This is a genomic window from Bacillus sp. LBG-1-113 (assembly GCF_020708615.1).
Taxonomy (GTDB): domain Bacteria; phylum Bacillota; class Bacilli; order Bacillales; family Bacillaceae; genus Bacillus; species Bacillus mojavensis.
In genome coordinates this window covers 666406-687951 of the sequence record NZ_JAJFDG010000001.1, presented here as the reverse complement: position 1 = coordinate 687951, position 21546 = coordinate 666406, and the positions used below count along the sequence as shown (strand labels likewise).

Here is a 21546-nt window from a genome sequence, read left to right as displayed (position 1 = left end):
AAGCTCCCCTGCGGGAGCTTTTTTTATTTAATGAATATGCGCGCTTCTTTGCTGTTCAATCCACGGTTTAAGCTTGATAAAGATAAGTGTGAACACAATCGTAATGACAATGCCTTTTATGAGGTTAAACGGCAGGATACCAGCGACTACCGCTGTTTTCAGCGCACTGTCGGATAATGCCGGGGAGTGTAAAAACCATGTGTAGGCCGGAAGAATCAGAACATAATTGAGAATGCTCATCAGCACCGTCATAGCTGCAGTTCCAAGCAGAAGACTCACTGTCAGGCCTTTTGCTGAGTTCAGCTTTTTAAATAAGAAAGCAGTCGGCAATATAAAGAGTGTTCCGGCAATGAAATTTGCAATTTGTCCTACAGGCACTCCAGCCATGCTCCCCTGAATGATATATTGAAGAACATTTTTTATCGCTTCAACGGCAATACCCGCTAAAGGTCCGTATATAAGAATCGCAATAATGGCAGGGACATCACTGAAATCAATTTTTAAATAATCAGGAAGCCCCGGAAACGGAAAATTTAACAGCATCAATACAAATGCAATGCTGCTCAGCATGCTGATCACGACTAATTTTTTTACTTTCAAGTTGCTCTCTCCTTTTCGATCACATCTTACTCGAAAAGCGGAAAGGTTCTTTTTCCAGCCAATAAAAAAACCGCTCTATGATATAAAAGCGGGGTTTTAAAAATTGGCTTGGTAAAGAAACGTTTGAAAACCTTTCTTTCAAAACGCTGCTGAACCTCCATCTTCTCCCATCCAGACTATACTGTCGGCTTCGGAATCACACCGAATCCTGCTGTCAAAAACAGCTCGCGGGCTTAGAGCCATTGCTCATCACCGCCGGTAGGGAATTTCACCCTGCCCCGAAGATTGATCATATGAATTTGGTTCCATTATAAACGATAAATGATTGGTTGTATAGATAATTGCTTCAAATTAAAAATATGACCAAAAGTCTCTAAAACTGGTCAATTCCTCACTTTCCTTTTATCCTTTACTGCGTCAATACACATTGACACTCTATTGAGAATATGTTAAATTATCAGATATTTAGTTTGTCAATTTAGGAGGAAATCTTACGATGTTTCGAGTATTGGTCTCAGACAAAATGAGCAACGACGGCTTACAGCCACTTATTGAATCAGACTTTATTGAAATCGTCCAAAAAAACGTAGCAGATGCAGAGGATGAATTACATACCTTTGATGCTCTATTGGTGCGAAGCGCGACAAAAGTAACAGAAGACCTTTTTCAAAAAATGACTTCTTTAAAAATCGTCGGAAGAGCCGGTGTCGGTGTGGATAATATCGATATTGACGAAGCAACGAAACATGGGGTTATTGTTATTAATGCGCCAAACGGAAACACAATTTCCACAGCTGAGCACACATTTGCGATGATCTCATCTTTAATGAGACACATCCCTCAGGCCAATATCTCTGTAAAATCCAGAGAATGGAACCGCACAGCATATGTCGGTTCGGAACTTTACGGCAAAACACTTGGAATTGTAGGATTAGGCAGAATCGGAAGCGAAATTGCACAGCGTGCGAGAGCCTTCGGTATGACTGTGCACGTTTTTGATCCTTTCTTAACAGAAGAAAGAGCGAAAAAAATCGGTGTAAACAGCCGTACGTTCGAAGAAGTCTTGGAAAGCGCAGATATCATCACTGTGCATACGCCGTTAACAAAAGAAACAAAAGGCTTATTAAACAAAGAAACGATTGCAAAAACGCAAAAGGGTGTTCGCTTAATTAACTGTGCACGAGGCGGCATTATCGATGAGGCAGCTCTTCTTGAAGCTTTAGAAAGCGGCCATGTTGCCGGTGCGGCGCTTGACGTTTTTGAAGTTGAACCGCCGGTTGATAATAAGCTCGTTGACCACCCGTTGGTGATTGCCACTCCTCACCTAGGGGCATCGACAAAAGAAGCACAGCTGAATGTTGCAGCGCAAGTATCAGAAGAAGTTCTGCAGTTCGCAAAAGGTCTTCCTGTTATGTCAGCCATTAACCTGCCTGCCATGACAAAGGATGAATTCGCTAAAATTAAGCCGTACCACCAAATTGCAGGAAAAATCGGCAGCCTCGTATCACAATGCATGAAAGAGCCGGTACAGGATGTCGCGATTCAATATGAAGGCACAATTGCTAAACTTGAAACATCGTTTATTACAAAAAGCCTTCTGTCAGGCTTCTTAAAACCACGCGTTGACTCAACAGTTAACGAAGTAAATGCGGGCGGTGTCGCAAAAGAACGCGGCATTAGCTTTAGTGAAAAGATTTCCACTTCTGAATCTGGATACGATAATTGCATTAGCGTAAAAGTAACAGGAGACCGCAGCACCTTTACAGTTACAGCTACGTATATCCCTCATTTCGGAGAACGCATTGTCGAAATCAACGGGTTTAATATCGACTTTTATCCAACAGGCCACCTGGTTTATATCCAGCATCAGGATACGACGGGGGTCATCGGCCGAGTGGGACGTATTCTCGGAGATAACGATATTAATATTGCAACCATGCAGGTTGGCCGTAAAGAAAAAGGCGGAGAAGCCATCATGATGCTTTCTTTTGACAGACATTTAGAAGATAAAATTGTGAAAGAACTAACAGATGTTCCTGATATCGTGTCTGTAAAACTTATTGATCTTCCATAATGAAAAAACTCAAGCTTTGCAGCTTGAGTTTTTTTCTTTTAACGGTTTTCTGTTTATGTATGTTTGTGCAGTACTTCTAATACGTTTCTCAGCTCGGATACTGGTATTTGCCCAGGTGCTGAAGCCTCTTCTCCTGCGCCGAATGTGCAAGCTGATCCAAATATTTCACCGCTCAGCCTGCTAACCAATCCTGTTCCCGCCATAGACATTGTGATCATCGGGCGGTCCGCATATTTTGTTTTCATGGTATATGTTGCATCAAGCAAGGTTAAAAGATCACCTGTATCCTTCGGCATTACAGCTATTTTCGGAATATGCGCTCCTAACTCCTGCATTTTCCGAAGCCGAGAAATGATCTCGTCCTTTGCAGGTGTTTTCTGAAAGTCATGATTAGACATAATCACATGGACACCGTTTTCTCCCGCTAAAGATACTAGCGCTTTCACGTTCGCCTCTCCTGAAAATAGTTCAATATCAATAAAGTCTATGTCTTTTGTGCGGATAGCCGTTTCCAGCAAAGCGATATAGGAACTTACATCCATTTCTTTGCTCCCGCCTTCTTTATGCGATCTGAATGTAAATAGAAACAGCTTGTCTCTCAAAGACTCTCGCAGCTTTGAGATCATCTTTATAACTGCTTCACTGTCGTCTGCTTTTTCAAATCCATCGACTCGCCACTCGACAATATCCGGATCCAGTAATTTTACAGCTTCTGCTTCTTTTAAAATTTGCTTTTCTGTTTTACCCATCAGCGGAACGATGATTTTTGGCATCCCTTCTCCAATGGAAACTCCTTTGATTGTTAGCGTGTTCACTTATCTCAAATCCTTTCAATCCTCACTTGTTCTATTATACACTTACACTTATTTTGTGAAAATTCCTATTATATCAAAAAACAAAAAAGCCCAAAGGCTTTTTCAGTTTAAAGAAATCGGATTGGGGGCAGCGGGTACCGGTATGGGATCTGAAACATCATATTTTCCAATTTTATTTGATCTAGTTTCTGTAAAAGTCACTTCTGTAAATCCAAATTCCTTTGCTGTTAAAAGAAGTCCCTCAAGCATTAAAGTACCGGTGATTGAATCCTCGACTGCCGAGTTTTTTGAGAAGTGAATATATAAATGTTTATGTTTTTCTGTTATTGATTTGATATCACCTGCGTGAATAACAGGTTCTGTATCCGGTTTACTGTTTGTTTCCATTTCCTTAAACGCTTCTTTTATTGTTCGAAACGTTTTTTCAGAGGGAACAAGAAAGTCTTGTCCGTCTTCATTGTGATACAAATAGTAAGCTTTGTTCGTCTGTGTGTGAACTGGAATTTCAGTCAAAGTGCCATAGGAGCCAACTTTTGCACCAGCCCCGTTTTGATCGGTTGAAAACTTGACTCTCTCATAAGGGCTCCATTTCATTGTTTCTTTCAGCAATTTTTTTAATAGTTTAGCGTCTTTTAGAGAATCAACATCAATGTTCTCGTTAACTTGTATTCTTAGTTCTTTCTGTTTCTCCGTTACTTTCACTTCATCCATAAAGGATGGAATGGTGACGGCGTGATCAAGATAGCCTGATTGGTCACTGGCAAACAGGACGTCCTGTATGTTTTGGTTTGAATTTGTTTTTTTAATGCTGATGGGTACGATTGTGGACGTATCGGCATCGGCAAACGCTACAGTTATATAATTGCTCTGTTCCTTTTCAGAAACAACAAACGAAGTCTGATCCAGCAACGGTGCTGCTTTTTGACTGTCTGCTGTCTCAGTTTTCGTTATAGCGTTTTCTTTAACCGTTTCTTTTTGAGGCTCTGCCTGATCAAAGAAATGAGGAGAAATAATGAAAGCGATATAAACTGCAGCAGCTGCTGCACATACGGGGCCAATCCATTTTACAGGGGGCTTTTTCTTCCGTTTTACCATCGAAAGCCGCTTGTATATGTCTTGCGGAGAACGATGGTCTTTAACTGCTGGCAGTTGACTTAACAACTCCTTTATCTGTTCTTCGTTCCAATCTGACTTCATCATCCATTAGCTCCTCCCTCAAAAGCTCCATATGTTTCCGAAGTACCTTGAGCCCTCTGTGTTGGGTCGTTTTTACTTTGCTTTCCGAGAAGCGCAGAGCATTGGCTGTTTCCTGTATTGAATATCCCTGTATAAACCGTAAGATAATCACAGCTCTTTGATCGATCGTACATTGATCAAGCGCAGCATAAATTTCCCGGACATTTTCATGTTGAACCGCGAGTTCGTCCGGAAGCAATTGCTGATCTCTGACATCTTGTGTATCCCAATCAAATGTGCCGAGTACACGCTGTCTGATTGTCTGCTGCTTACGGAACCAGTCTATCGCCACATGGCGTGCAATCGACAAAAGCCATGTTTTTTCACTGCTTCTTCCTTCAAACGTATGATATGAATTTAATACACGAATATAAACCTCTTGAAGAAGGTCTTCAGCCTGGCTTTTATCCTTTACCATATAAAATAAAAATTGGTATAAATCTTGATGGTATGTTTTATATAACACTTGAAAGGTTTCTTCCATAGGAAACCCCTCCGTTTCTTTAGTCGTAATAATAGCTTAAAAGTTACATTACAACTATATTACGAGAAACTGGAATTTGGAAGGGAATTTATATTAACATATCCTTAAATTTTATTAAGAAAACACCCGCTTAGGTCAGCGGGTGTTTCTTATGGAACAAGATTCTTCGGCAAATTCAGACTCGACTTTATCATTTTGTCGGAATATAAAACGTAAACGTCGTTCCTTTGTCCATCCGGCTGTGCACTGTAATCGTACCGTTGTGAGCTTCCACAATATTTTTTACAATAGCCAGTCCCAGTCCGGTTCCTGCTCTGCCTCTTGTCCGTGCTTTATCTGCTTTATAGAATCGCTCAAAAATGAATGGCAGATCCTCTTCCGGTATCCCGGAGCCGGAATCTTTGACGTCTATTTTTACTCCATCCTTAACGGTATGAACGGAGATGGAGACATTGCCGCCTGATTGAGTATGACGCAGCGCGTTATCAATTAAATTAGTAAACACCTGCTCCATCTTATCTTCATCAAACATCAATTCTTCTTCAGTGAGAGAAATGTCCTGATGCAAAGAAATATTTTTTTCTTTGGCAACGCCGGAAAATTTACGCATGATCTTTTCTATAAATTCATTAAGATTGATTTGTTCATAATGCAATCCAGTATGGCCTGATTCCATTCGGGCTAAATCAAGCAAATCGTTGACAAGACGGCCCATTCGCAGCGACTCGTCATATATAATTTGAGCAATCTCTTTTCGGTCTTCTTCGGAGCTCGCAATGTCATCGACAATGGCTTCACTGTACCCTTGAAGCATGGAGATCGGCGTTCTTAATTCATGGCTGACATTTGCGATAAAGTCCTCGCGCAATTTATCAAGGCGGCGTTCTTCGGTCATATCTCGAAGAACGGCAACCGCGCCTCTGACATGCGATTCCGCATACAGCGGCGACATCAGCAGCACCCATGATCTGCCCTGCAGCGTCATTTCAATCATTTGTTCTTTTTCAGTGCTGACAGCATTTTGAAATAGTTCTTTTGCTTCTGGCGGAAGATTGTCGCCTTCTTTAATATTCATATTCTGCTCATAATACCAAGCCTGCAGAAAACGTTCAGCCGGCGGGTTTGTCACGAGAATCGTGCCGTCGATATTGATGGTAATCACGCCGTCAGCCATACTGCTTAATATGTTTGAAAGCTGTTCTTTTTCTTGGTTGAGCGCATTGATATGAAAGTTAAGCTGCCGTCCCATTTGATTAAAGGCGGTTGCCAGCTCACCGATTTCATCCTGGGTTAAAATCGGGATTTTCGTGTCAAACTTGCCCTTTGCCAAATCCTGTGCGCCCTCTCTCATTTTTCGAAGCGGATACGTGACCCTGCTTGATAAAAAGAAAGCAAAAAATGTGGTCAGCACAATCGCAATGCCTGCGGCAAGAAATATATAACGGGTCGTGTGTTTTGTTGTATCTTTGACGGCAAGCAAAGACTGAGATAAAAAGACCATGCCTTTTTTTCCGTCTTTTTCATACGGAACACCCACAATCAGGCGTTCATTATCCGTGTCTCCACCACTCAGGCCCGTTCGTTTACTGACTTTTTTATGGTTGTCCAGAGCCTGATGTAAATCCTTGTCCCGCTGTATTTGTTCAAGCGTGATAGATGAAAGCCGATTTTTATCGTTTGGCGAATACCAGTACTTTTTCTCATTCTGTATAATCGCAATGCTTGTTAAGTTATCAGCAAGCTCCCAAGTGATCGACCTTGCCAGCGCCTGATCCTCGTGTTTTTCTAAGATGACTGCGACTTTATTTGCAAGCTGGGTTAAATCATTTTCGGCTTCTTCCACATGATAATTTTCGATAAATTCGAGTAAAAGAACCGTTAAAATAAATAATACAATCAGGACAAGCGAAAGGATCGTAGCCCATAGCTTGCCTACTACGCTTTTCCAAAATTTCATTCAGCGCCTACCTCGAATTTATAACCGACGCCCCATACAGTGACGATTTTTTTGGCAGCTCCCGGTGATACTTTATTGAGTTTTTCACGGAGACGTTTGACGTGTGTGTCTACTGTACGCAGATCGCCAAAAAATTCATACTGCCACACTTCCTTGAGAAGCTTTTCCCGATCATACACTTTGTCAGGCGTTTTCGCTAAAAAGTAAAGGAGCTCATACTCTTTCGGTGTTAAGCTCACTTCAGTTCCGTCTGCAGTTACCCGATGGGCATCATGATCGATTGACAGATGAGAAAACACCAATACGTTTTTCGTCGGCGTATTCGCATTGAAATAAGAGTTTTGAGATGCCCTTCTCAGAAGCGCTTTTACCCGCAGCACAACTTCTCTCGGACTAAATGGTTTGACAATGTAGTCATCTGTTCCCGATTCAAACCCCTGCACCCGGTTTGCTTCTTCTCCTTTTGCGGTCAGCATAATAATTGGAGTAGCTTTTTTTTCGCGAATTTGGCGGCAGACGTCAATTCCGTCTGTGCCAGGCATCATAAGGTCAAGCAAAATTAAGTCATAATTGGTTTCGAGGCCTTTGGCAATAGCTTCATCGCCATTTTCCGCTTCTTCAATCACATAATTTTCACGTTCAAGATACATTTTTAAAAGGCGGCGAATTCTGGCTTCGTCATCAACTACTAATATTTTGGTTTCATTGGTTTGGTCCATCGTTTTCCCCCTGCTTTCCTTCTGTTACTTTCATTTTATCAAATCGTGAGAAAGTTTGAGAACTGTATCGCTTTGTTTTCGACTACGCATAAGAATGAAGTCCGGCTAGCACAAGATTTACGAATATTAAATTGAACATAATGATGGCAAAACCAATGACGGCCAGCCATGCTGATTTCTCTCCGTGCCATCCTCTTGACAGCCTTAAATGCAAATATGCGGCGTAAAATAAAAACGTGATCAGCGCCCATACTTCCTTCGGGTCCCAGCCCCAAAATCTCGTCCAAGCAAGCTGAGCCCAAATCATGGCAAAGATCAGCGCGCCGAGTGTAAAAATCGGAAAACCGATGGAAACGGCCCTGTAGCCAACCTCATCCACCAGATCAAGATTCACGTTTTTCACCAGAGGATGTAAATAGGCACTGATTCTTTTTCTGATGATCAGGCGAAGCGCCCCATACAAAAGGAGTCCAGCTCCAAACGACCAAATCACCGTGTTTACCTTTCTGCCTGAGAAAAGGGCCGGAAGCTCTGCAATAGGCTGCATTTTCCCCTCGGTGATAAGCTCACCCTCATGCGGACCTACAAGTGCGGGCATTTCATAGACCATCACGCTTTTTTCCTTATTCTTATCCACCCAGTTAAACTCAGCTTCATAGCCGGCAAAACGAAACACAGATGTTATCACAATAAAGGCAACTGCCGTCACCATAATAAACATGATAGCTTCAAGCCAAAAGGTTTTTTTACTTGGTTTTGTCTGGTCAACATGCTTCAAAAGAAAAATGACACCTGCGACAAAACTGATGGCGAGTATCGCTTGCCCCAGCGCGGCCGTAGTTACGTGGATATACAGCCAATTACTCTGCAATGACGGAATTAAAGGCGAAATGTCCGTCGGAAACATGCTGGCGTAAGCAATCAGCAATAAAGCAATCGATAGTGTAAACAGACCTAATGAAGGCAATTGATAGATAAAATAAAGGATAATAAACGCAAGCACAAGCATCATGCCAAAGGCCGTTGTAAATTCAAACATATTGCTGACAGGCGCATGGCCGCTGGCAGCCCACCTTGTCATAAAATAGCCCAGGTGGCAGAGAAAACCGATAATCGAAAGGGTAATCCCGATCGTCGCCCACCGGTTTGCCCTGTCTTTTTTATTTTTCCTTCCGCGTATGGCCCCGCCGAAAATCGGGACCGCGATTAAATACACGAGAAAGGCTGCATAAAGAAAATTTCCGCTCAGCTCCGCCATGACACCACTCCCTTTTCGCCTATTTCTGTGTTTTCATTAATTCTTTTTGGTCTGCTGGTTCAGTCAGCCCCGTTTCGGCTAAAACAAATGTTAAATCCTGCTTCAGTCCGTACCAGTTTTTATTAGTATGGCCGGCAACCATGACTGCACCATCCTGTGTATGCAGCCAGATTCTGCGGTGCTGCCAGTACATGCCTTGAATGACGCCAATCATAAAAATGGCTCCGCCGATGGCAAGCACCCAAAGCGTCAGATCTTTTCTGACTGTCAGACCGGTTATGTTCTTCGTTTCGACATGGTCAAATTTTAACTTGTACTTATTGCTGCCCGACCCTTCAATTGTTTCTTGAATGGCCACAAAGCTTTTTTCGCCTTTTGGCTTATCCGGCGTTATGATATTAAAAACAAAAGCCGGATTGTTTGGGATTTTTGTTTTTGTGCTCGGCTCTCCGTCCTGATTAAAATAGAAGTCAGGAAGGTAGCTGGCGACCTCAACTTTGTAACCGTTGCCAAGATCATAAACCGAATCTGGATCCAATAGGTTGATCTTTAAGCTCCCAAAGGATTTTTTTGATTTTTTGTCAATCAGCTGAAACACCATCTGATCGAGCTGATTCTCTTTATAATCCACCTGATAAACAGAAAACGAATCAAAGCGCAGCGGCTGATTCACACGAATATCTTCTTCTTTTACTTTTTTCAGCTTCGGCTTCTCTCCATAGACAATTTTGCCTTCTCGTTTATAGAGAACTGCGTCTGTTTGAAAGTTTTTCGCGACCTTTCCGCTTCCGACTCTGTCAATGGCATCAGCGAACACCTTTTTTTCTGTCTCGCTGTTATAAGTCTCTACGCTGAATTGATTGTTTTTCAAATAATATCTTCCGTCTGTGCCTGGAATTGCCGCAGTTTCGCCTTCTCTGACCCAGAGCGTTTCATCGATGTACATGCCCGGCACAAATCTCAGCATTGCGCCAATTAGGAAAATGATTAATCCTATGTGATTAACATACGGACCCCAGCGGGAAAAACGTCCTTTCTCCGCCAGAATGCTGCCCTCTTTTTCTCTGATTCTATAACGCTTTTTCTTTAAGAGAGTGACAATCTTTTCTTTTTCTTCCTTGTTGAGCTCGGTCTCGGTTTTACTGAACAGCCTCTGCCTTTTTAAGAAAACAGGGCTTCTCCTGACACCCTGATTTTTCAATGCTCTGTACAGGGGAATCACGCGGTCAAGGCTGCAGATGACAAGAGAAATGCCGATAGAGGCAATCAGTAGCAAATACCACCAAGATCCATATAAGTGATGGAGCCCGAGTAAATAATAAAGCTGGCCGAACGTGCCGTATTGTTCTTTATAATATGTATCAGCCTGAGCGCCGGGGGGCAAATATGCTTCTTGAGGAAAAATAGTCCCGAATGCTGATGCTGCAAGGGTTATGACGATAAGCCATATTCCGACCTTAACCGAAGAAAAGAAGTTCCATATTTTATCAATGATCGTTTTGTTATAGGTTTGTGAGCGCCTAGCACTTCCATCATATCTCATATCGGCAAGCGGGGGCTGTGTTTCCTGAAGCGCCCTGCCGCATGATTCACATAAAACGGTTCCAACCGGGTTGATATGTCCGCATTCACATTTTACCTGTTTCATCCGGAGGTCGCTCCGGGTTTTATCAGATTCATATAGTCATGGATCATGCTTTCTGTCATAGTGCCGGTCACCACCTTGACAACTTTTCCTTCCGGATTGATTAAAAAGGTTGTCGGAAGCGGGGATACACCATAGGCATCAAGCACCTGACGATCTGTATCCATGACAACCGGAAAATTCACTCCGTAGGATTTCATAAAATTATGTACTGCTATCTTTGACTCCCCAACATTTACCGCGACAATTTCAACGCCTTGGTCTTGAAAATATTTGTATTGGTTCGCCATATAAGGAAATTCTTTTTTGCACGGCTCACACCAGGTGCCCCAGAAATTCAAAAAAACACCTTTTCCTTTTAAGTCACTCAGTTCAATACGTTCCCCATTCGTATCTTCAAGGACAAAATTCGGTGCCTCGGACCCTTCAGATATGCTCTCTTTGTCGGCAAATACAGCATTGTATATTGTATAGGCCAGCGCGCAAATCAAAATGAGAAGGATGCCTGTCCGAATGAATAAACGCCTTTTTTTCTTCATTGTCCACTGCCCCCTTCCCCTATTGCAGATCCATTCAATTATATCATTGCACATTCATTTCACATTTCTAACTTTTTGAAGGTTATGTGAAACTTAGAAAGCGTTTTTACCGTGTTCCGCTAGCGCTCTGAGTCTTTTGACTTCATGCGGCGTGAGCTCTCTTGCGTCTCCCGTATTTAAGCCTCTCAGATTTAAAAATGCGTATTCTTCCCTCTTCAGCTTGATTACTTCATGTCCAATCGCTTCAAACATGCGGCGCACTTGCCTGTTCCGTCCCTCATGGATGGTCAGCTGTATAATGCTTGTTTGTTTTCTCTTATCCAATGAAAGCAGCTTCGCTTTGGCAGGCGCTGTTTTGCCTTCCTCCAGCATAATGCCGCGCTCCAGTTTTCTGATCAGCTCTTTAGACGGTATGCCTTTTACCTTTGCTACATATGTTTTGTTTATTTCATATTTAGGATGCATCAGCTTGTTGGCAAACTCGCCGTCATTGGTTAAAAGCAAAAGACCGCTAGTATCGTAATCCAGACGTCCGACCGGATAAATGCGCTGCGGCACTTCTCTTAAAAAGTCAGTCACGACTTTGCGCCCTTTGTCATCTTCCGCTGCGGAAATCACGCCTCTTGGTTTATATAGAAGAAAATAAACAGGCTCTTCACGTTCCACCTTCAAACCGTTTACTTCAATCTGATCAGAACCGGTTACTTTAACACCAAGCTCTGTTATTACTTTGCCGTTCACCTTTACTTTTCCTTCTTTAATCAGCTCTTCTGCCTTTCTGCGCGATGCAACTCCGGCGTGAGCAATTACTTTTTGCAGTCTTTCCATGTCTTTCACCTCAAGTATTATCTTACTTTTTTCAACCTAAACAAACAAGCTTTTTCAGATTTCGCATGCTTTATCTAAAAAAACGCCATTTTCAGGCGCTCCCAAATAATAACGTAACGATGATGATAGATGCAACTACACCGATTAAATCAGCAAGAAGTCCTACCTTTAACGCATCACCCATTTTTTTAATGCCTACCGCTCCGAAATACACAGTCAGCACATAAAGTGTTGTATCCGTTGACCCCTGCATCACCGATGCCAGCCTACCAATAAAGGAGTCCGGTCCATAAACTGCAATTAAATCGGTCGTCATTCCCAGAGCAGCCGTACCGGAGATCGGACGGATCAGCGCAAGCGGAACCACCTCAGCCGGTATGCCGATGGCCGAAAAGGCCGGCTTTAAAAGATCCATAAAAAAGTCAAGCGCGCCTGATGATCTGAAAACGGTAATTGCAACAAGCATTCCGACTAAGTAAGGAATAATCGAAAATGCGATCTCAATTCCTTCTTTTCCGCCTTCAACAAAGGATTCATATGTCGGCACCTTTTTGATTGTTCCATAAAGAAGAATGCCGGCAATAATGATAGGGATCATGGCTAAAGACAGCCAGTTGATAATTTCCATCGGCTTACCTCTCCTTCTTTTTACGGCGGTAATAAAAATACCGGTCAATAATAATGGCGCCGATTCCAGAAATGAGTGTCGCCAAAATGCTCGGTCCGACGATATCTGTCGGCGTTTTGGAGGAATAGGCCATTCTCACGGCGATAACCGTTGTCGGGATGAGAGTAATGCAGGAAGTATTAACAGCCAAAAAAGTGATCATGGAACGGCTCGCTTCCGAACGATTTCCATTCAGCTTTTTCATTTGCTCCATTGCTTTAATGCCAAGAGGTGTGGCCGCATTCCCCAGGCCGAAGAAATTCGCCATGAGATTTGATAAAATGTAGCCCATTGCGGGATGATCCGGCGGTATGTCAGGGAACAACTTAGAAATAAAAGGTCTGCACATACGGCTGAAAATATCCAGCAATCCTGACTGTTCAGCTATTTTCATTAAACCCAGCCAAAAAACAAGCACGCTCATAAGTCCAAATGAGATTGTGACAGCTTCTTTGGCTCCTTTAAACACCGCCTCATTTACATCCTGCAGCGTTCCATTGCACATCGCAAATACGAGCCCGATCACAGTTAAGCTGACCCAGATTATATTGACCATTTTGCCCCGCCAGCCGCATTCAGAAAAATTGATTTAAATGTTTCAAAAAACTTTTTTTTCGGTTTTTGATTTCGTTCGTTTTCGTAATAGATCGGCACTTTTGCAATGGTTTCATCGTTGAACATGACTTTCATATGTCCTACAATATCCGGAATTTTTGAAGCATCCTTTTCCCAGGCTTTTTTCGGTTTGAGCAGCGTAGTGTTAATTTTGACATCTTCTTTTTCTTCTTCGGTAAGCAAATAAGTGATGTCTCGTTTGATGAAAGCTTTGGACTCATAAAATGTACCTTTGAGCTTCGGAATGTCTCCTTTTTTTGCGATTAAATATGTTTGATAATGCTCAAATACATAGTTAAACATATTCATATGATCATCCCAATCGTCAGGGTCATTAATGGTCACGGCTATCAGATCAACGCCGTCCTTTGAAGCGGTTGAAACCAGTGTGCGTTTTGCAAGCTTGGTATAGCCTGTTTTCCCCCCTGTACTGTATGGATACAGCATCGTCAGCAATTTATTTTTGTTTTTCCACACGCTTTCCATTGTTTCTGCTTTGTATACTTTTGTGCCGGAGATGGTTTGATAGTCTTTGAGCTTCATGGCGTATTTCGTTAAAATAGCCATGTCATACGCTGATGAGTAGTGATTTTCATGGTCGTCCAATCCGTGCGGGTTTTGAAAACGGGTATTCTCCATACCGATTTGCTCTGCTTTTTGGTTCATCATATAGACAAATCCATCGAGGCTTCCCCCGACATACTCAGCGATCGCAACAGCAGCATCGTTCCCGGATCTCAGCATCAGGCCATACACAAGATCCTTTAATTTTACTTTTTGCCCTTCGGTTAAATAAATGGCCGAGCCCTCTGTTCTGACCGCATTTGCAGACACAGTCACGGTTTCTTCCATTTTTCCTGATTCAATGGCGAGAACAGCGGTCATGATCTTTGTAATACTGGCAATTCGCCTTTTTTCATGCTCGTCCTTGGCAAATAACACTCTTCCTGATGTGCCGTCAATGACAATCGCGCTCTTCGCACTGACATTTATAGCTGCATGGGCTGTGTTCACATTTACATTTGCAAATAGAAAAGAAATAATGACTATTAATACAGCTTTTTTTAAAATGCGCATGTTTGTTCACGTCCTTGTGGTGGTTTGTACAAGTTTATGCGCATGTCCATCAGTTATGAATAACAATTGTGTCTTGGCCTGCAAACATAAAAAAACTCTCCCGTAAAAGGAGAGTAAGTGTTATCTGATTGATGCCATGCTAGATCCGGACGCTTCGTAATGAGCCAAATCTTCCCTCATCTTCAGAAACGCTGCGCTCAGCGGCAATAATAATTGCTCCAGAGACTGCGGAACAGCATGGTAGAACTCAATTGCGCTGACTCCGGTATATGACGCCCGGCTGTTTTCACACCAGGTGTCTTTCTTTGGCATAAAGAACTCTTCAATGCATTGATGATACACATTGTAAAGTGTTTTTTCCGCTCTGGTTTCCTGAAAAGGCTCTTGTATAAGGAGGCGGCGGCATGCTTCAGCGCCTCCTTCACAAAATACTGTCATTCTTCTCAGCGTGCTCAGCACATCACAGCAGTAAGCCTCTTCAACAGGCAATTCAGCCTGCATAGACGCCAGCGTGGTTTGATTTAAATAATCATTAACGGTATTGACAACCATTGATAAGAATTCGCCTGTTTTTTGAGTCTGCACTCGCACAATCGAATGTCCCATTTCGTTTGGTATCTTCCCCTCATGTCTTTGTCTCTCACATTTTGCTTCTTTCATGATAGCTACTTCTTCCTTATATCTTATGTTGATGAAAAAGCGCGATTCATTATTTCTCTATTTTATATCTTCAAAGGTTTGGTTAAAGTTTTCAAAGAATAAATCCGCTTCTTCTTGAAGAACGTCATCTTCCGCATTTTCAGGCAGCGGCGGAAGCTCGTCCAGCGTTTTTAAGCCGAATTGCTCAAGAAAAGTCGGCGTCGTGCCGTATAAAATGGCCCGTCCCGGACCGTCAGCGCGCCCGACTTCACACAGCAGCGCCTTGGCGACAAGGCTGTGTAAAATTCTTTCCGATTTCACACCTCTGATATCTTCAATTTCCGCTCTTGTGATCGGCTGTTTATATGAAACAATCGCCAGCACCTCCAAAGATGCTTGGGAAAGGCCTTTCGACGGTACTTCGATCAGTTTTTTCAAGTACGGCGCAAAGTCCTTTTTGGTGGAAAGCATGTACGTATCTGCATATTCAATAAGTTCAATGCCTCTTGTATCATGTCGGTATTCGTCTGCCACATCCGCCATAATGGTGTTCAGTTCAGGCTCTTCTATTTCAAGCACTGTTAACAGCTGTTTTTTGGTCAGTCCTTCATCGCCTGCCGCATATAGAAGGGCTTCCACTATAGCTTTCCAATTCACGATATCAAGCCCCATGAATGGATTCACTCCCCATAATGTAAATATCTGAAAAATTCCGCTCCTGCTCAATCAAAATCAGCTGATTTTTCATCAGTTCTAAAACTGCCAGGAAAGTGACAACTAAATGTTCTTTTTGCTCATATGAAAAAAGATCCATAAAGTTAATTCTTTTCCCTTTTGATTTCAGGCTGTGGACGATTTCATTCATTCTGTCTTCGATTGGTATTTCCTGTCTTGTAATTGTTGTTTCCATCGGCCTTGTTATTTTTTTTCGCTTCAGCACTTTTTGAAAAGCGCCAATCATATCGTATACCGTGACTGACAGCTTTTGCTCCGATTGTTTCACTTCTTTTGCATATTCGCTCAAATCACTCGGCGGTTTCGTAAATGATTTTTGTCTTTCTTCTTCCCGTTCCTTTAATTCCTTCGCCGCGTCTTTATATTTTCTATACTCAATCAGCTTTTCAATCAGTTCCTCCCGTGGATCTTCTTCCTCAAGAAATTCATCCTCAAACAGCTCTTCCTCTTGCTTCGGGAGCAACATTCTGCTTTTAATACTGAGCAGTGTTGCAGCCATCACCAAATACTCGCTGGCGATATCAAGCTCAAGCACACGCATCGTATGTACATATAATAAATATTGTTCAGTAATCTTCGCCACGGGTATATCATATATGTCAATTTCAAGACGATTGATTAAATGAAGCAGCAGGTCCAATGGGCCTTCAAACGTATCAATTTTCACTTGATATTCTTCCATCATCTCACCATTTTCAAGTATCGCTCTCATTGCCGGATAAACTGGCTACCCTTTAGTATAAGCCACCAAAAAGCTCTCGTCCAATACTATTTCATTTCCTGTACTTCAAGAGATTTGTGCTGAATATTCAAAATAACAAGATATCCGCCTACACCAAAAAGGGCAGGTGTACATAGGATGCTCGCGTAGACCATAACAAAGGAGGCTGAATGTTCATGGGAGAAAAGTGCTTCAGCGGCGGTTTTGCTTTAATTGTCGTTTTGTTTATTCTGTTAATTATCGTAGGTGCTGCTTGGATTTGCTAGAACTAAATAAGAGCGGGTCCAATGCGCTGTTTTTTCCTTTCATCTGTCCTGTGTTACACTAAAGGCGGATTAAAAGGAGGAAGCATCTTGTACCCGAAAGCTTATATCGATTATCTCGTTGAATTTCACGCAACACGAGATTATTTTGAATGCCATGAAATACTAGAAGAATATTGGAAGGAAGATCCTCCGAACAAACGGAAAATATATTGGGTCGGCTTTATCCAGCTTGCTGTTGCTTTGTATCATCATAGAAGACAGAATACAGCCGGGGCCAAAAAATTGCTGGCAAACAGCATACGGATTCTTCAAGCGGAAAAACAAGCGGTGGAAGATTTGGGGCTTGATCATACCCGTTTACTGGAGCTTATGCAGTCGGTTTACGAACAAATTGAACTGGGATCTTCCTATAAAAGCATCATGCTGCCAATTAAAGATGAGAGGCTGGAGGAAGCATGCCGCATTGAATGCAAGCGAAAAGCTTACAGATGGGGGCAGCCCAGCACACTCACCGATAGATTTCTTATTCATAAACATCGTTTGCGGGATCGGACTGATGTCATCCGTGAACGCGAGAAAGAAATTGAGCGAAGAAAAAAAAGCAGAGGCTGATAACAGCCTCTGCTTAATTATTGTATGAAATGTCTTGATCCTGCTGACCTTGACAGCGTTCGAAAAAGCTCTGCGTTAATTCATTCGGAACCAGTACCTGCGTTTTGAATAAATGCTTTAAAGCATCCATCATCTGTTTTCCGATTCCTTGATGGCGATGAGAAGGATTCACACTGATATGCCGGATTTCAACCTCGGAATCCTTTTTTTCAACTCCGATTGCTCCGACGATATCCTCGTCCTCTTTCCACAGAAAGAGCTGGCGGTCTGTATCCGTTTCGTAGTCCTTAATTGTCTGCTGAAGCTGCTTAAGATCTTTTTCATTCGGCATAAATGAAAGAAGTCCCATCGCAATCTTTTCAAACGATTTTTTATAACGAATTAACATAAAAACCCCTCTATATCCTAATGTCCAGTTCTATCAAACGGAAAAGTATAGGTGATCCGTTTTCTCACATTATATCATTTTCGCCATATTTTTAAACTGTTTTCAGCAAATTATTCAAATGAACGGTTTAAATTTGCCATTTCTATGGCAGAAACAGCACAATCTACACCCTTGTTGCCCGCTTTTGTTCCAGCCCGTTCAATGGCCTGCTCAATGTTTTCCGTAGTGACAATTCCAAAGATCACTGGTACGCCTGTTGTGTTCGCTGCTTGCGCGATGCCTTTTGCAGCTTCGTTGCAGACATAATCATAATGAGTCGTTGCGCCTCTGATGACAGTGCCGAGTGTAATAATGGCGTCATATTTTTTTGTTTCCGCCATTTTTTTAGCAGCGAAAGGAATTTCAAATGCGCCCGGAACCCAAGCCACATCAATATCGTTTGTATCCACGCCGTGTCTGAGCAATGCATCTTCTGCCCCGCTCAGCAGCTTACTTGTAATAAAATCATTAAATCTACCTACGACAATTCCGATTTTAAGACCTGTACCAACTAAATTTCCTTGTATGATATTCATATGATTCCCATCCTTTTTTGTGATTTTTGTTATTAGAAATGAAGTAAATGACCTAGTTTGTTCATCTTTGTTTGCAAATATTTTTTGTTGTGCTCTTTGGCCTCCATTTGAAGCGGCACTCTTTCTGTAATGCTGAGTCCATAGCCTTCAAGTCCGGCAATTTTCCGCGGATTATTCGTCAAAAGCTTCATATTCCGCACGCCGAGATCGCGTAAAATTTGAGCACCAATGCCGTAATTGCGCAAATCAGGCAAAAAGCCGAGCGCCTCATTAGCTTCTACGGTGTCATATCCTTCTTCCTGAAGCTTATAGGCTTTTAACTTATTGATCAGACCGATGCCCCGGCCTTCTTGGCGGAGATACAAAAGCACTCCCCGGCCTTCTGCGGCAATTTGCGTCAGTGCGGCGTGAAGCTGCGGGCCGCAGTCACAGCGATGAGACCCAAACACATCACCTGTGAGACACTCTGAATGAACCCGGACCAATACTGGTTCTTCATTAAACGGCACATCTCCCATCACAAATGCGACATGCTCTTTTCCGTCGATCTCATTTGTGTATCCGTACACCTTAAATGTGCCAAAATCAGTCGGCAAGGTAATATCGACTTCCCGCTCTACAAGTGTTGTCAAGTTGTAGCGGTACTCAATTAAATCTTTAATGGTGATCATTTTTAATTGATGCTTTTTCGCAATTTCTATCAGCTCAGGTACTCTTGCCATCGTTCCGTCTTCATTCATAATTTCGCAAATGACGCCTGCTCCCTGAGAACCGCAAGCTTCAGCAAGATCGACTGCCGCTTCTGTATGGCCCGCTCTTTTCAGAACACCTCCCTTTTTCGCAATCAGGGGAAAAATGTGCCCCGGACGCTGAAAATCTGCCGGCACTGAACCGCTGTCCAGCAAAGCTTTGACAGTAAATGATCTTTCCTGTGCGCTGATTCCCGTTTTTGTCTTACGGTGGTCAATGCTTACTGTAAAAGCAGTGTGGTGGGAATCTGTATTGTGCTCAACCATCGGATGAAGATCGAGCCTGTCAGCGATTTCTTCACTGAGAGGCGTGCAAATCAGCCCTCTTCCGTGCGTCGCCATAAAGTTAATCACTTCAGGAGTCGCATGCTCCGCAAGAGCCACAAAGTCTCCTTCATTTTCTCTGTCTTCATCATCAACAACAATGATGACTTCGCCTTTTTTTAAAGCGTCTAATGCCTCTTCTATCGGATGAAACATGCTAATCTTCCTCTCTAAAAGCCGTTTTCGCTTAAGAAGGCTTTTGTTATGGTTTGTTGGTTCTTATTTTCATTGGCTTTATGCAAAAATCGATACATATATTTTCCGATCATATCGCATTCGATATTCACTTTGGAGCCGATCGTTTTTTCGGAAAAAATCGTTTCGCTGATGGTGTGCGGTATTAAAGAAATAGTCACCGTATCATCTGTCAGCCCGAAAATGGTTAAGCTCACACCGTCAACTGTTATAGATCCCTTTAGAACCAACGTTTTTGTTAATGACGGATCCATTTTCAAATCATAGTAAACTGCGTTGCTTTTTTCTTCAATACGTGTGATTTCTGCGGTACCGTCAACATGTCCTGAAACGAAATGGCCTCCGAATCGCCCGTTTGCCGCCATCGCTCTTTCCAAATTCACTTTGCTGCCTTTTGATAAATCGTTCAGCGACGTTGCTTTGACTGTTTCAGGCATGACATCAACTGTGAATTGGCTTTTCGTGAAATCAGTAACAGTCAGACAAATGCCATTCACTGCAATGCTGTCGCCCAAGTGAACATCCTCTAATATTTTTGAGCATTTAATTGTTAAGGCCATAGAAGAGCCTGCTTTTTTCATGGATTCGATTGTGCCTGTTTCTTCTATAATTCCTGTAAACATGGTCACCATCCTACTCGTTTTTCGGTTTTGCCGTCAGTTTGATATCACGGCCAATTTGGGTTATATCTGTGAATTGTAATAAGGGGACATCTTTCATTGATTGAAAACCTTCACCGGAGATTAAGCTGGGAGCAAGCGTCCCTCCGATTAATTTAGGGGCAAAATAGAAGATGATTTCTTGAAAACAACCTGCTTTGACGAAGCTTCCGTGAACAGCTGACCCGCCTTCCACATACACCGACATGATGCCTTCTTCGGCAAGGATTTTCAGCACATCGGGAATTTGTATACGATCTGTTTGCAGAGTAAATATTTTCACTCCACAAGCGGAAAACCGTTTTTTCTTGTCCTCATCAGCATGTGTTGTTGTGAAAATCCAAGTCGGCGCTGCCTGATCGCAAATCACATTGGCGTCATCGGGAATCGAAAGTTCGTTATCAAGTATCACCCTGACCGGCTGTTTTGAAACATCCGGCAGCCTGCAGGTTAAGCTTGGATTGTCAGCTTTCACAGTGCCTGCTCCGACCAAAATGCTTTGATGTGATTTCCTGTATTGCTGAGCATCCTGTCTTGCAGCTTCTGATGTGATCCATTTGCTGTCACCCGTACTGGTCGCTGTCTTTCCGTCTAGGCTTGCGGCAGCTTTTAATGTGACGTAAGGGAGGCCTGTCCTCATAAAATGCAGAAATTTTTCATTCAGCTGTTCCGCCTGATCTGCCAGAATGCCTTCCTTTACTTCGATGCCGGCTTCTTCTATCATGCTGATTCCCCGTCCGGCCACAAGCGGGTTAGGATCTCTCATTGCGACAAATACTCTCTTTATCCCGGACTTGATAATCAGTTCGGCACAAGGCGGTGTTTTTCCGTAATGGCTGCATGGTTCAAGGGTGACATAAATATCAGCGCCTTTTGCATGTGCGCCTGCCATATGGATAGCATGGACTTCTGCGTGAGCTTCGCCGTATTTTAAATGGGCGCCCATCCCGACAATCTGTCCGTCTTTCACCACAACAGCGCCCACGAGCGGATTCGATTCGGTCTGTCCTTCACCCTGCTTCGCAAGATCTAACGCCAGTTTCATATAAAACTCTTCCATCTGTTTCCCTCCCTTCTTTATTCATTTACCGTCAAAAAAGCCCCGAATGTAAGAAAAATTCGGGGCTTTAGGTATTTTACGCAATAGGAAATAACACTATGCATGTTGA

Annotated in this window: 24 protein-coding genes and 1 riboswitch; of the genes, 3 read left to right on the top strand and 21 right to left on the bottom strand. The window is 42.7% G+C overall.

Annotation, left to right across the window (positions count from 1 at the left end; all coding sequences use genetic code 11):
* Positions 1–27: 27 nt before the first annotated feature.
* Positions 28–600, bottom strand: a complete 573-nt coding sequence (gene fmnP, locus LJF29_RS03700; protein ID WP_229147036.1) for a riboflavin transporter FmnP — start codon at positions 598–600, stop codon at positions 28–30.
* Between the two features lie 155 nt (positions 601–755).
* A riboswitch (FMN riboswitch) is annotated at positions 756–890 on the bottom strand.
* A gap of 206 nt (positions 891–1096) precedes the next feature.
* Between fmnP and serA the strand changes: the two genes are divergently transcribed.
* Complete coding sequence (gene serA, locus LJF29_RS03695; protein ID WP_229147031.1) at positions 1097–2674, top strand: phosphoglycerate dehydrogenase; 1578 nt, start codon at positions 1097–1099, stop codon at positions 2672–2674.
* Positions 2675–2727: 53 nt separating this feature from the next.
* Here serA and aroD read toward each other — a convergent pair whose 3' ends face one another.
* The 15 genes from aroD to scpA form a co-directional block, all read right to left on the bottom strand.
* The gene (gene aroD / locus LJF29_RS03690; protein WP_229147029.1) at positions 2728–3489 is read right to left on the bottom strand and encodes a type I 3-dehydroquinate dehydratase; all 762 of its coding nucleotides are present in this window, start codon (positions 3487–3489) and stop codon (positions 2728–2730) included.
* A gap of 102 nt (positions 3490–3591) precedes the next feature.
* Positions 3592–4689, bottom strand: coding sequence for a sigma-X negative effector (locus LJF29_RS03685; RefSeq protein WP_229147027.1), 1098 nt, complete (start codon positions 4687–4689; stop codon positions 3592–3594).
* On the bottom strand, positions 4625–5209 hold the full coding sequence (gene sigX / locus LJF29_RS03680; RefSeq protein WP_010334775.1) for an RNA polymerase sigma factor SigX: 585 nt from the start codon (positions 5207–5209) through the stop codon (positions 4625–4627). Before sigX ends, LJF29_RS03685 begins: the two co-directional genes overlap by 65 nt.
* 190 nt (positions 5210–5399) lie before the next feature.
* Complete coding sequence (gene resE / locus LJF29_RS03675; protein ID WP_229147025.1) at positions 5400–7166, bottom strand: sensor histidine kinase ResE; 1767 nt, start codon at positions 7164–7166, stop codon at positions 5400–5402.
* Positions 7163–7885 (bottom strand): DNA-binding response regulator ResD, encoded by a 723-nt coding sequence (resD, locus tag LJF29_RS03670; protein WP_229147024.1) that lies wholly within the window; start codon positions 7883–7885, stop codon positions 7163–7165. Before resD ends, resE begins: the two co-directional genes overlap by 4 nt.
* Positions 7886–7967: 82 nt before the next feature.
* Complete coding sequence (gene ccsB, locus LJF29_RS03665) at positions 7968–9143, bottom strand: c-type cytochrome biogenesis protein CcsB (protein WP_229147022.1); 1176 nt, start codon at positions 9141–9143, stop codon at positions 7968–7970.
* Positions 9144–9162: 19 nt separating this feature from the next.
* Positions 9163–10791, bottom strand: coding sequence for a cytochrome c biogenesis protein ResB (gene resB / locus LJF29_RS03660; protein WP_168748148.1), 1629 nt, complete (start codon positions 10789–10791; stop codon positions 9163–9165).
* The gene (gene resA / locus LJF29_RS03655; RefSeq protein WP_229147020.1) at positions 10788–11327 is read right to left on the bottom strand and encodes a thiol-disulfide oxidoreductase ResA; all 540 of its coding nucleotides are present in this window, start codon (positions 11325–11327) and stop codon (positions 10788–10790) included. Before resA ends, resB begins: the two co-directional genes overlap by 4 nt.
* A gap of 93 nt (positions 11328–11420) precedes the next feature.
* Positions 11421–12155, bottom strand: coding sequence for a 23S rRNA pseudouridine(2605) synthase RluB (rluB, locus tag LJF29_RS03650; RefSeq protein WP_010334781.1), 735 nt, complete (start codon positions 12153–12155; stop codon positions 11421–11423).
* A gap of 91 nt (positions 12156–12246) precedes the next feature.
* A complete protein-coding gene (gene spmB / locus LJF29_RS03645) occupies positions 12247–12783 on the bottom strand; it encodes a spore maturation protein SpmB (RefSeq protein WP_010334782.1) in 537 nt (178 codons plus the stop codon).
* A gap of 4 nt (positions 12784–12787) precedes the next feature.
* A complete protein-coding gene (gene spmA / locus LJF29_RS03640) occupies positions 12788–13378 on the bottom strand; it encodes a nucleoside recognition domain-containing protein (protein WP_229147015.1) in 591 nt (196 codons plus the stop codon).
* Entirely contained in the window at positions 13366–14514 is a 1149-nt protein-coding gene (locus LJF29_RS03635; protein ID WP_229147014.1) for a D-alanyl-D-alanine carboxypeptidase family protein, read from the bottom strand. The genes spmA and LJF29_RS03635 overlap by 13 nt, the downstream gene beginning before the upstream one ends.
* A 120-nt stretch (positions 14515–14634) precedes the next feature.
* A complete protein-coding gene (locus LJF29_RS03630; RefSeq protein ID WP_229147012.1) occupies positions 14635–15174 on the bottom strand; it encodes a YpuI family protein in 540 nt (179 codons plus the stop codon).
* 57 nt (positions 15175–15231) lie between these two features.
* A complete protein-coding gene (scpB, locus tag LJF29_RS03625; protein WP_010334785.1) occupies positions 15232–15825 on the bottom strand; it encodes an SMC-Scp complex subunit ScpB in 594 nt (197 codons plus the stop codon).
* The gene (gene scpA, locus LJF29_RS03620; protein WP_010334786.1) at positions 15815–16570 is read right to left on the bottom strand and encodes a segregation/condensation protein A; all 756 of its coding nucleotides are present in this window, start codon (positions 16568–16570) and stop codon (positions 15815–15817) included. The genes scpB and scpA overlap by 11 nt, the downstream gene beginning before the upstream one ends.
* Before the next feature lie 215 nt (positions 16571–16785).
* Here scpA and LJF29_RS03615 point away from each other — a divergent pair, with 215 nt between their 5' ends.
* Complete coding sequence (locus LJF29_RS03615; RefSeq protein WP_024121909.1) at positions 16786–16875, top strand: YjcZ family sporulation protein; 90 nt, start codon at positions 16786–16788, stop codon at positions 16873–16875.
* 87 nt (positions 16876–16962) lie between these two features.
* Complete coding sequence (locus LJF29_RS03610; protein ID WP_229147010.1) at positions 16963–17487, top strand: DUF309 domain-containing protein; 525 nt, start codon at positions 16963–16965, stop codon at positions 17485–17487.
* 13 nt (positions 17488–17500) lie between these two features.
* Here the strand turns inward: LJF29_RS03610 and ribT are convergent, their stop codons facing one another.
* The 5 genes from ribT to ribD all read right to left on the bottom strand — a co-directional run bounded on the left by ribT (position 17501) and on the right by ribD (position 21437).
* The gene (gene ribT / locus LJF29_RS03605) at positions 17501–17875 is read right to left on the bottom strand and encodes a GNAT family N-acetyltransferase RibT (protein ID WP_003223910.1); all 375 of its coding nucleotides are present in this window, start codon (positions 17873–17875) and stop codon (positions 17501–17503) included.
* 110 nt (positions 17876–17985) lie between these two features.
* A complete protein-coding gene (gene ribH / locus LJF29_RS03600) occupies positions 17986–18450 on the bottom strand; it encodes a 6,7-dimethyl-8-ribityllumazine synthase (RefSeq protein ID WP_003223915.1) in 465 nt (154 codons plus the stop codon).
* 32 nt (positions 18451–18482) lie between these two features.
* Positions 18483–19679 carry a bifunctional 3,4-dihydroxy-2-butanone-4-phosphate synthase/GTP cyclohydrolase II gene (locus tag LJF29_RS03595; protein WP_168748151.1) on the bottom strand — a complete coding sequence of 399 codons (1197 nt, stop codon included), beginning with the start codon at positions 19677–19679 and terminating at the stop codon, positions 18483–18485.
* Between the two features lie 14 nt (positions 19680–19693).
* Complete coding sequence (ribE, locus tag LJF29_RS03590; RefSeq protein ID WP_229147008.1) at positions 19694–20341, bottom strand: riboflavin synthase subunit alpha; 648 nt, start codon at positions 20339–20341, stop codon at positions 19694–19696.
* 10 nt (positions 20342–20351) lie between these two features.
* Positions 20352–21437 (bottom strand): bifunctional diaminohydroxyphosphoribosylaminopyrimidine deaminase/5-amino-6-(5-phosphoribosylamino)uracil reductase RibD, encoded by a 1086-nt coding sequence (gene ribD / locus LJF29_RS03585; protein ID WP_229147006.1) that lies wholly within the window; start codon positions 21435–21437, stop codon positions 20352–20354.
* Between the last annotated feature and the right edge of the window lie 109 nt (positions 21438–21546).

Excerpts from the sequence above, each read along its gene's own strand:
- serA (WP_229147031.1), top strand. The coding sequence starts at position 1,097 with ATGTTTCGAGTATTGGTCTCAGACAAAATGAGCAACGACGGCTTACAG.
- LJF29_RS03685 (WP_229147027.1), bottom strand. The coding sequence starts at position 4,689 with ATGATGAAGTCAGATTGGAACGAAGAACAGATAAAGGAGTTGTTAAGT.
- sigX (WP_010334775.1), bottom strand. The coding sequence starts at position 5,209 with ATGGAAGAAACCTTTCAAGTGTTATATAAAACATACCATCAAGATTTA.
- resE (WP_229147025.1), bottom strand. The coding sequence starts at position 7,166 with ATGAAATTTTGGAAAAGCGTAGTAGGCAAGCTATGGGCTACGATCCTT.
- resD (WP_229147024.1), bottom strand. The coding sequence starts at position 7,885 with ATGGACCAAACCAATGAAACCAAAATATTAGTAGTTGATGACGAAGCC.
- ccsB (WP_229147022.1), bottom strand. The coding sequence starts at position 9,143 with ATGGCGGAGCTGAGCGGAAATTTTCTTTATGCAGCCTTTCTCGTGTAT.
- resB (WP_168748148.1), bottom strand. The coding sequence starts at position 10,791 with ATGAAACAGGTAAAATGTGAATGCGGACATATCAACCCGGTTGGAACC.
- resA (WP_229147020.1), bottom strand. The coding sequence starts at position 11,327 with ATGAAGAAAAAAAGGCGTTTATTCATTCGGACAGGCATCCTTCTCATT.
- rluB (WP_010334781.1), bottom strand. The coding sequence starts at position 12,155 with ATGGAAAGACTGCAAAAAGTAATTGCTCACGCCGGAGTTGCATCGCGC.
- spmB (WP_010334782.1), bottom strand. The coding sequence starts at position 12,783 with ATGGAAATTATCAACTGGCTGTCTTTAGCCATGATCCCTATCATTATT.
- spmA (WP_229147015.1), bottom strand. The coding sequence starts at position 13,378 with ATGGTCAATATAATCTGGGTCAGCTTAACTGTGATCGGGCTCGTATTT.
- LJF29_RS03635 (WP_229147014.1), bottom strand. The coding sequence starts at position 14,514 with ATGCGCATTTTAAAAAAAGCTGTATTAATAGTCATTATTTCTTTTCTA.
- LJF29_RS03630 (WP_229147012.1), bottom strand. The coding sequence starts at position 15,174 with ATGAAAGAAGCAAAATGTGAGAGACAAAGACATGAGGGGAAGATACCA.
- scpB (WP_010334785.1), bottom strand. The coding sequence starts at position 15,825 with ATGGGGCTTGATATCGTGAATTGGAAAGCTATAGTGGAAGCCCTTCTA.
- scpA (WP_010334786.1), bottom strand. The coding sequence starts at position 16,570 with ATGGAAGAATATCAAGTGAAAATTGATACGTTTGAAGGCCCATTGGAC.
- LJF29_RS03615 (WP_024121909.1), top strand. The coding sequence starts at position 16,786 with ATGGGAGAAAAGTGCTTCAGCGGCGGTTTTGCTTTAATTGTCGTTTTG.
- ribT (WP_003223910.1), bottom strand. The coding sequence starts at position 17,875 with ATGTTAATTCGTTATAAAAAATCGTTTGAAAAGATTGCGATGGGACTT.
- ribH (WP_003223915.1), bottom strand. The coding sequence starts at position 18,450 with ATGAATATCATACAAGGAAATTTAGTTGGTACAGGTCTTAAAATCGGA.
- LJF29_RS03595 (WP_168748151.1), bottom strand. The coding sequence starts at position 19,679 with ATGTTTCATCCGATAGAAGAGGCATTAGACGCTTTAAAAAAAGGCGAA.
- ribE (WP_229147008.1), bottom strand. The coding sequence starts at position 20,341 with ATGTTTACAGGAATTATAGAAGAAACAGGCACAATCGAATCCATGAAA.
- ribD (WP_229147006.1), bottom strand. The coding sequence starts at position 21,437 with ATGGAAGAGTTTTATATGAAACTGGCGTTAGATCTTGCGAAGCAGGGT.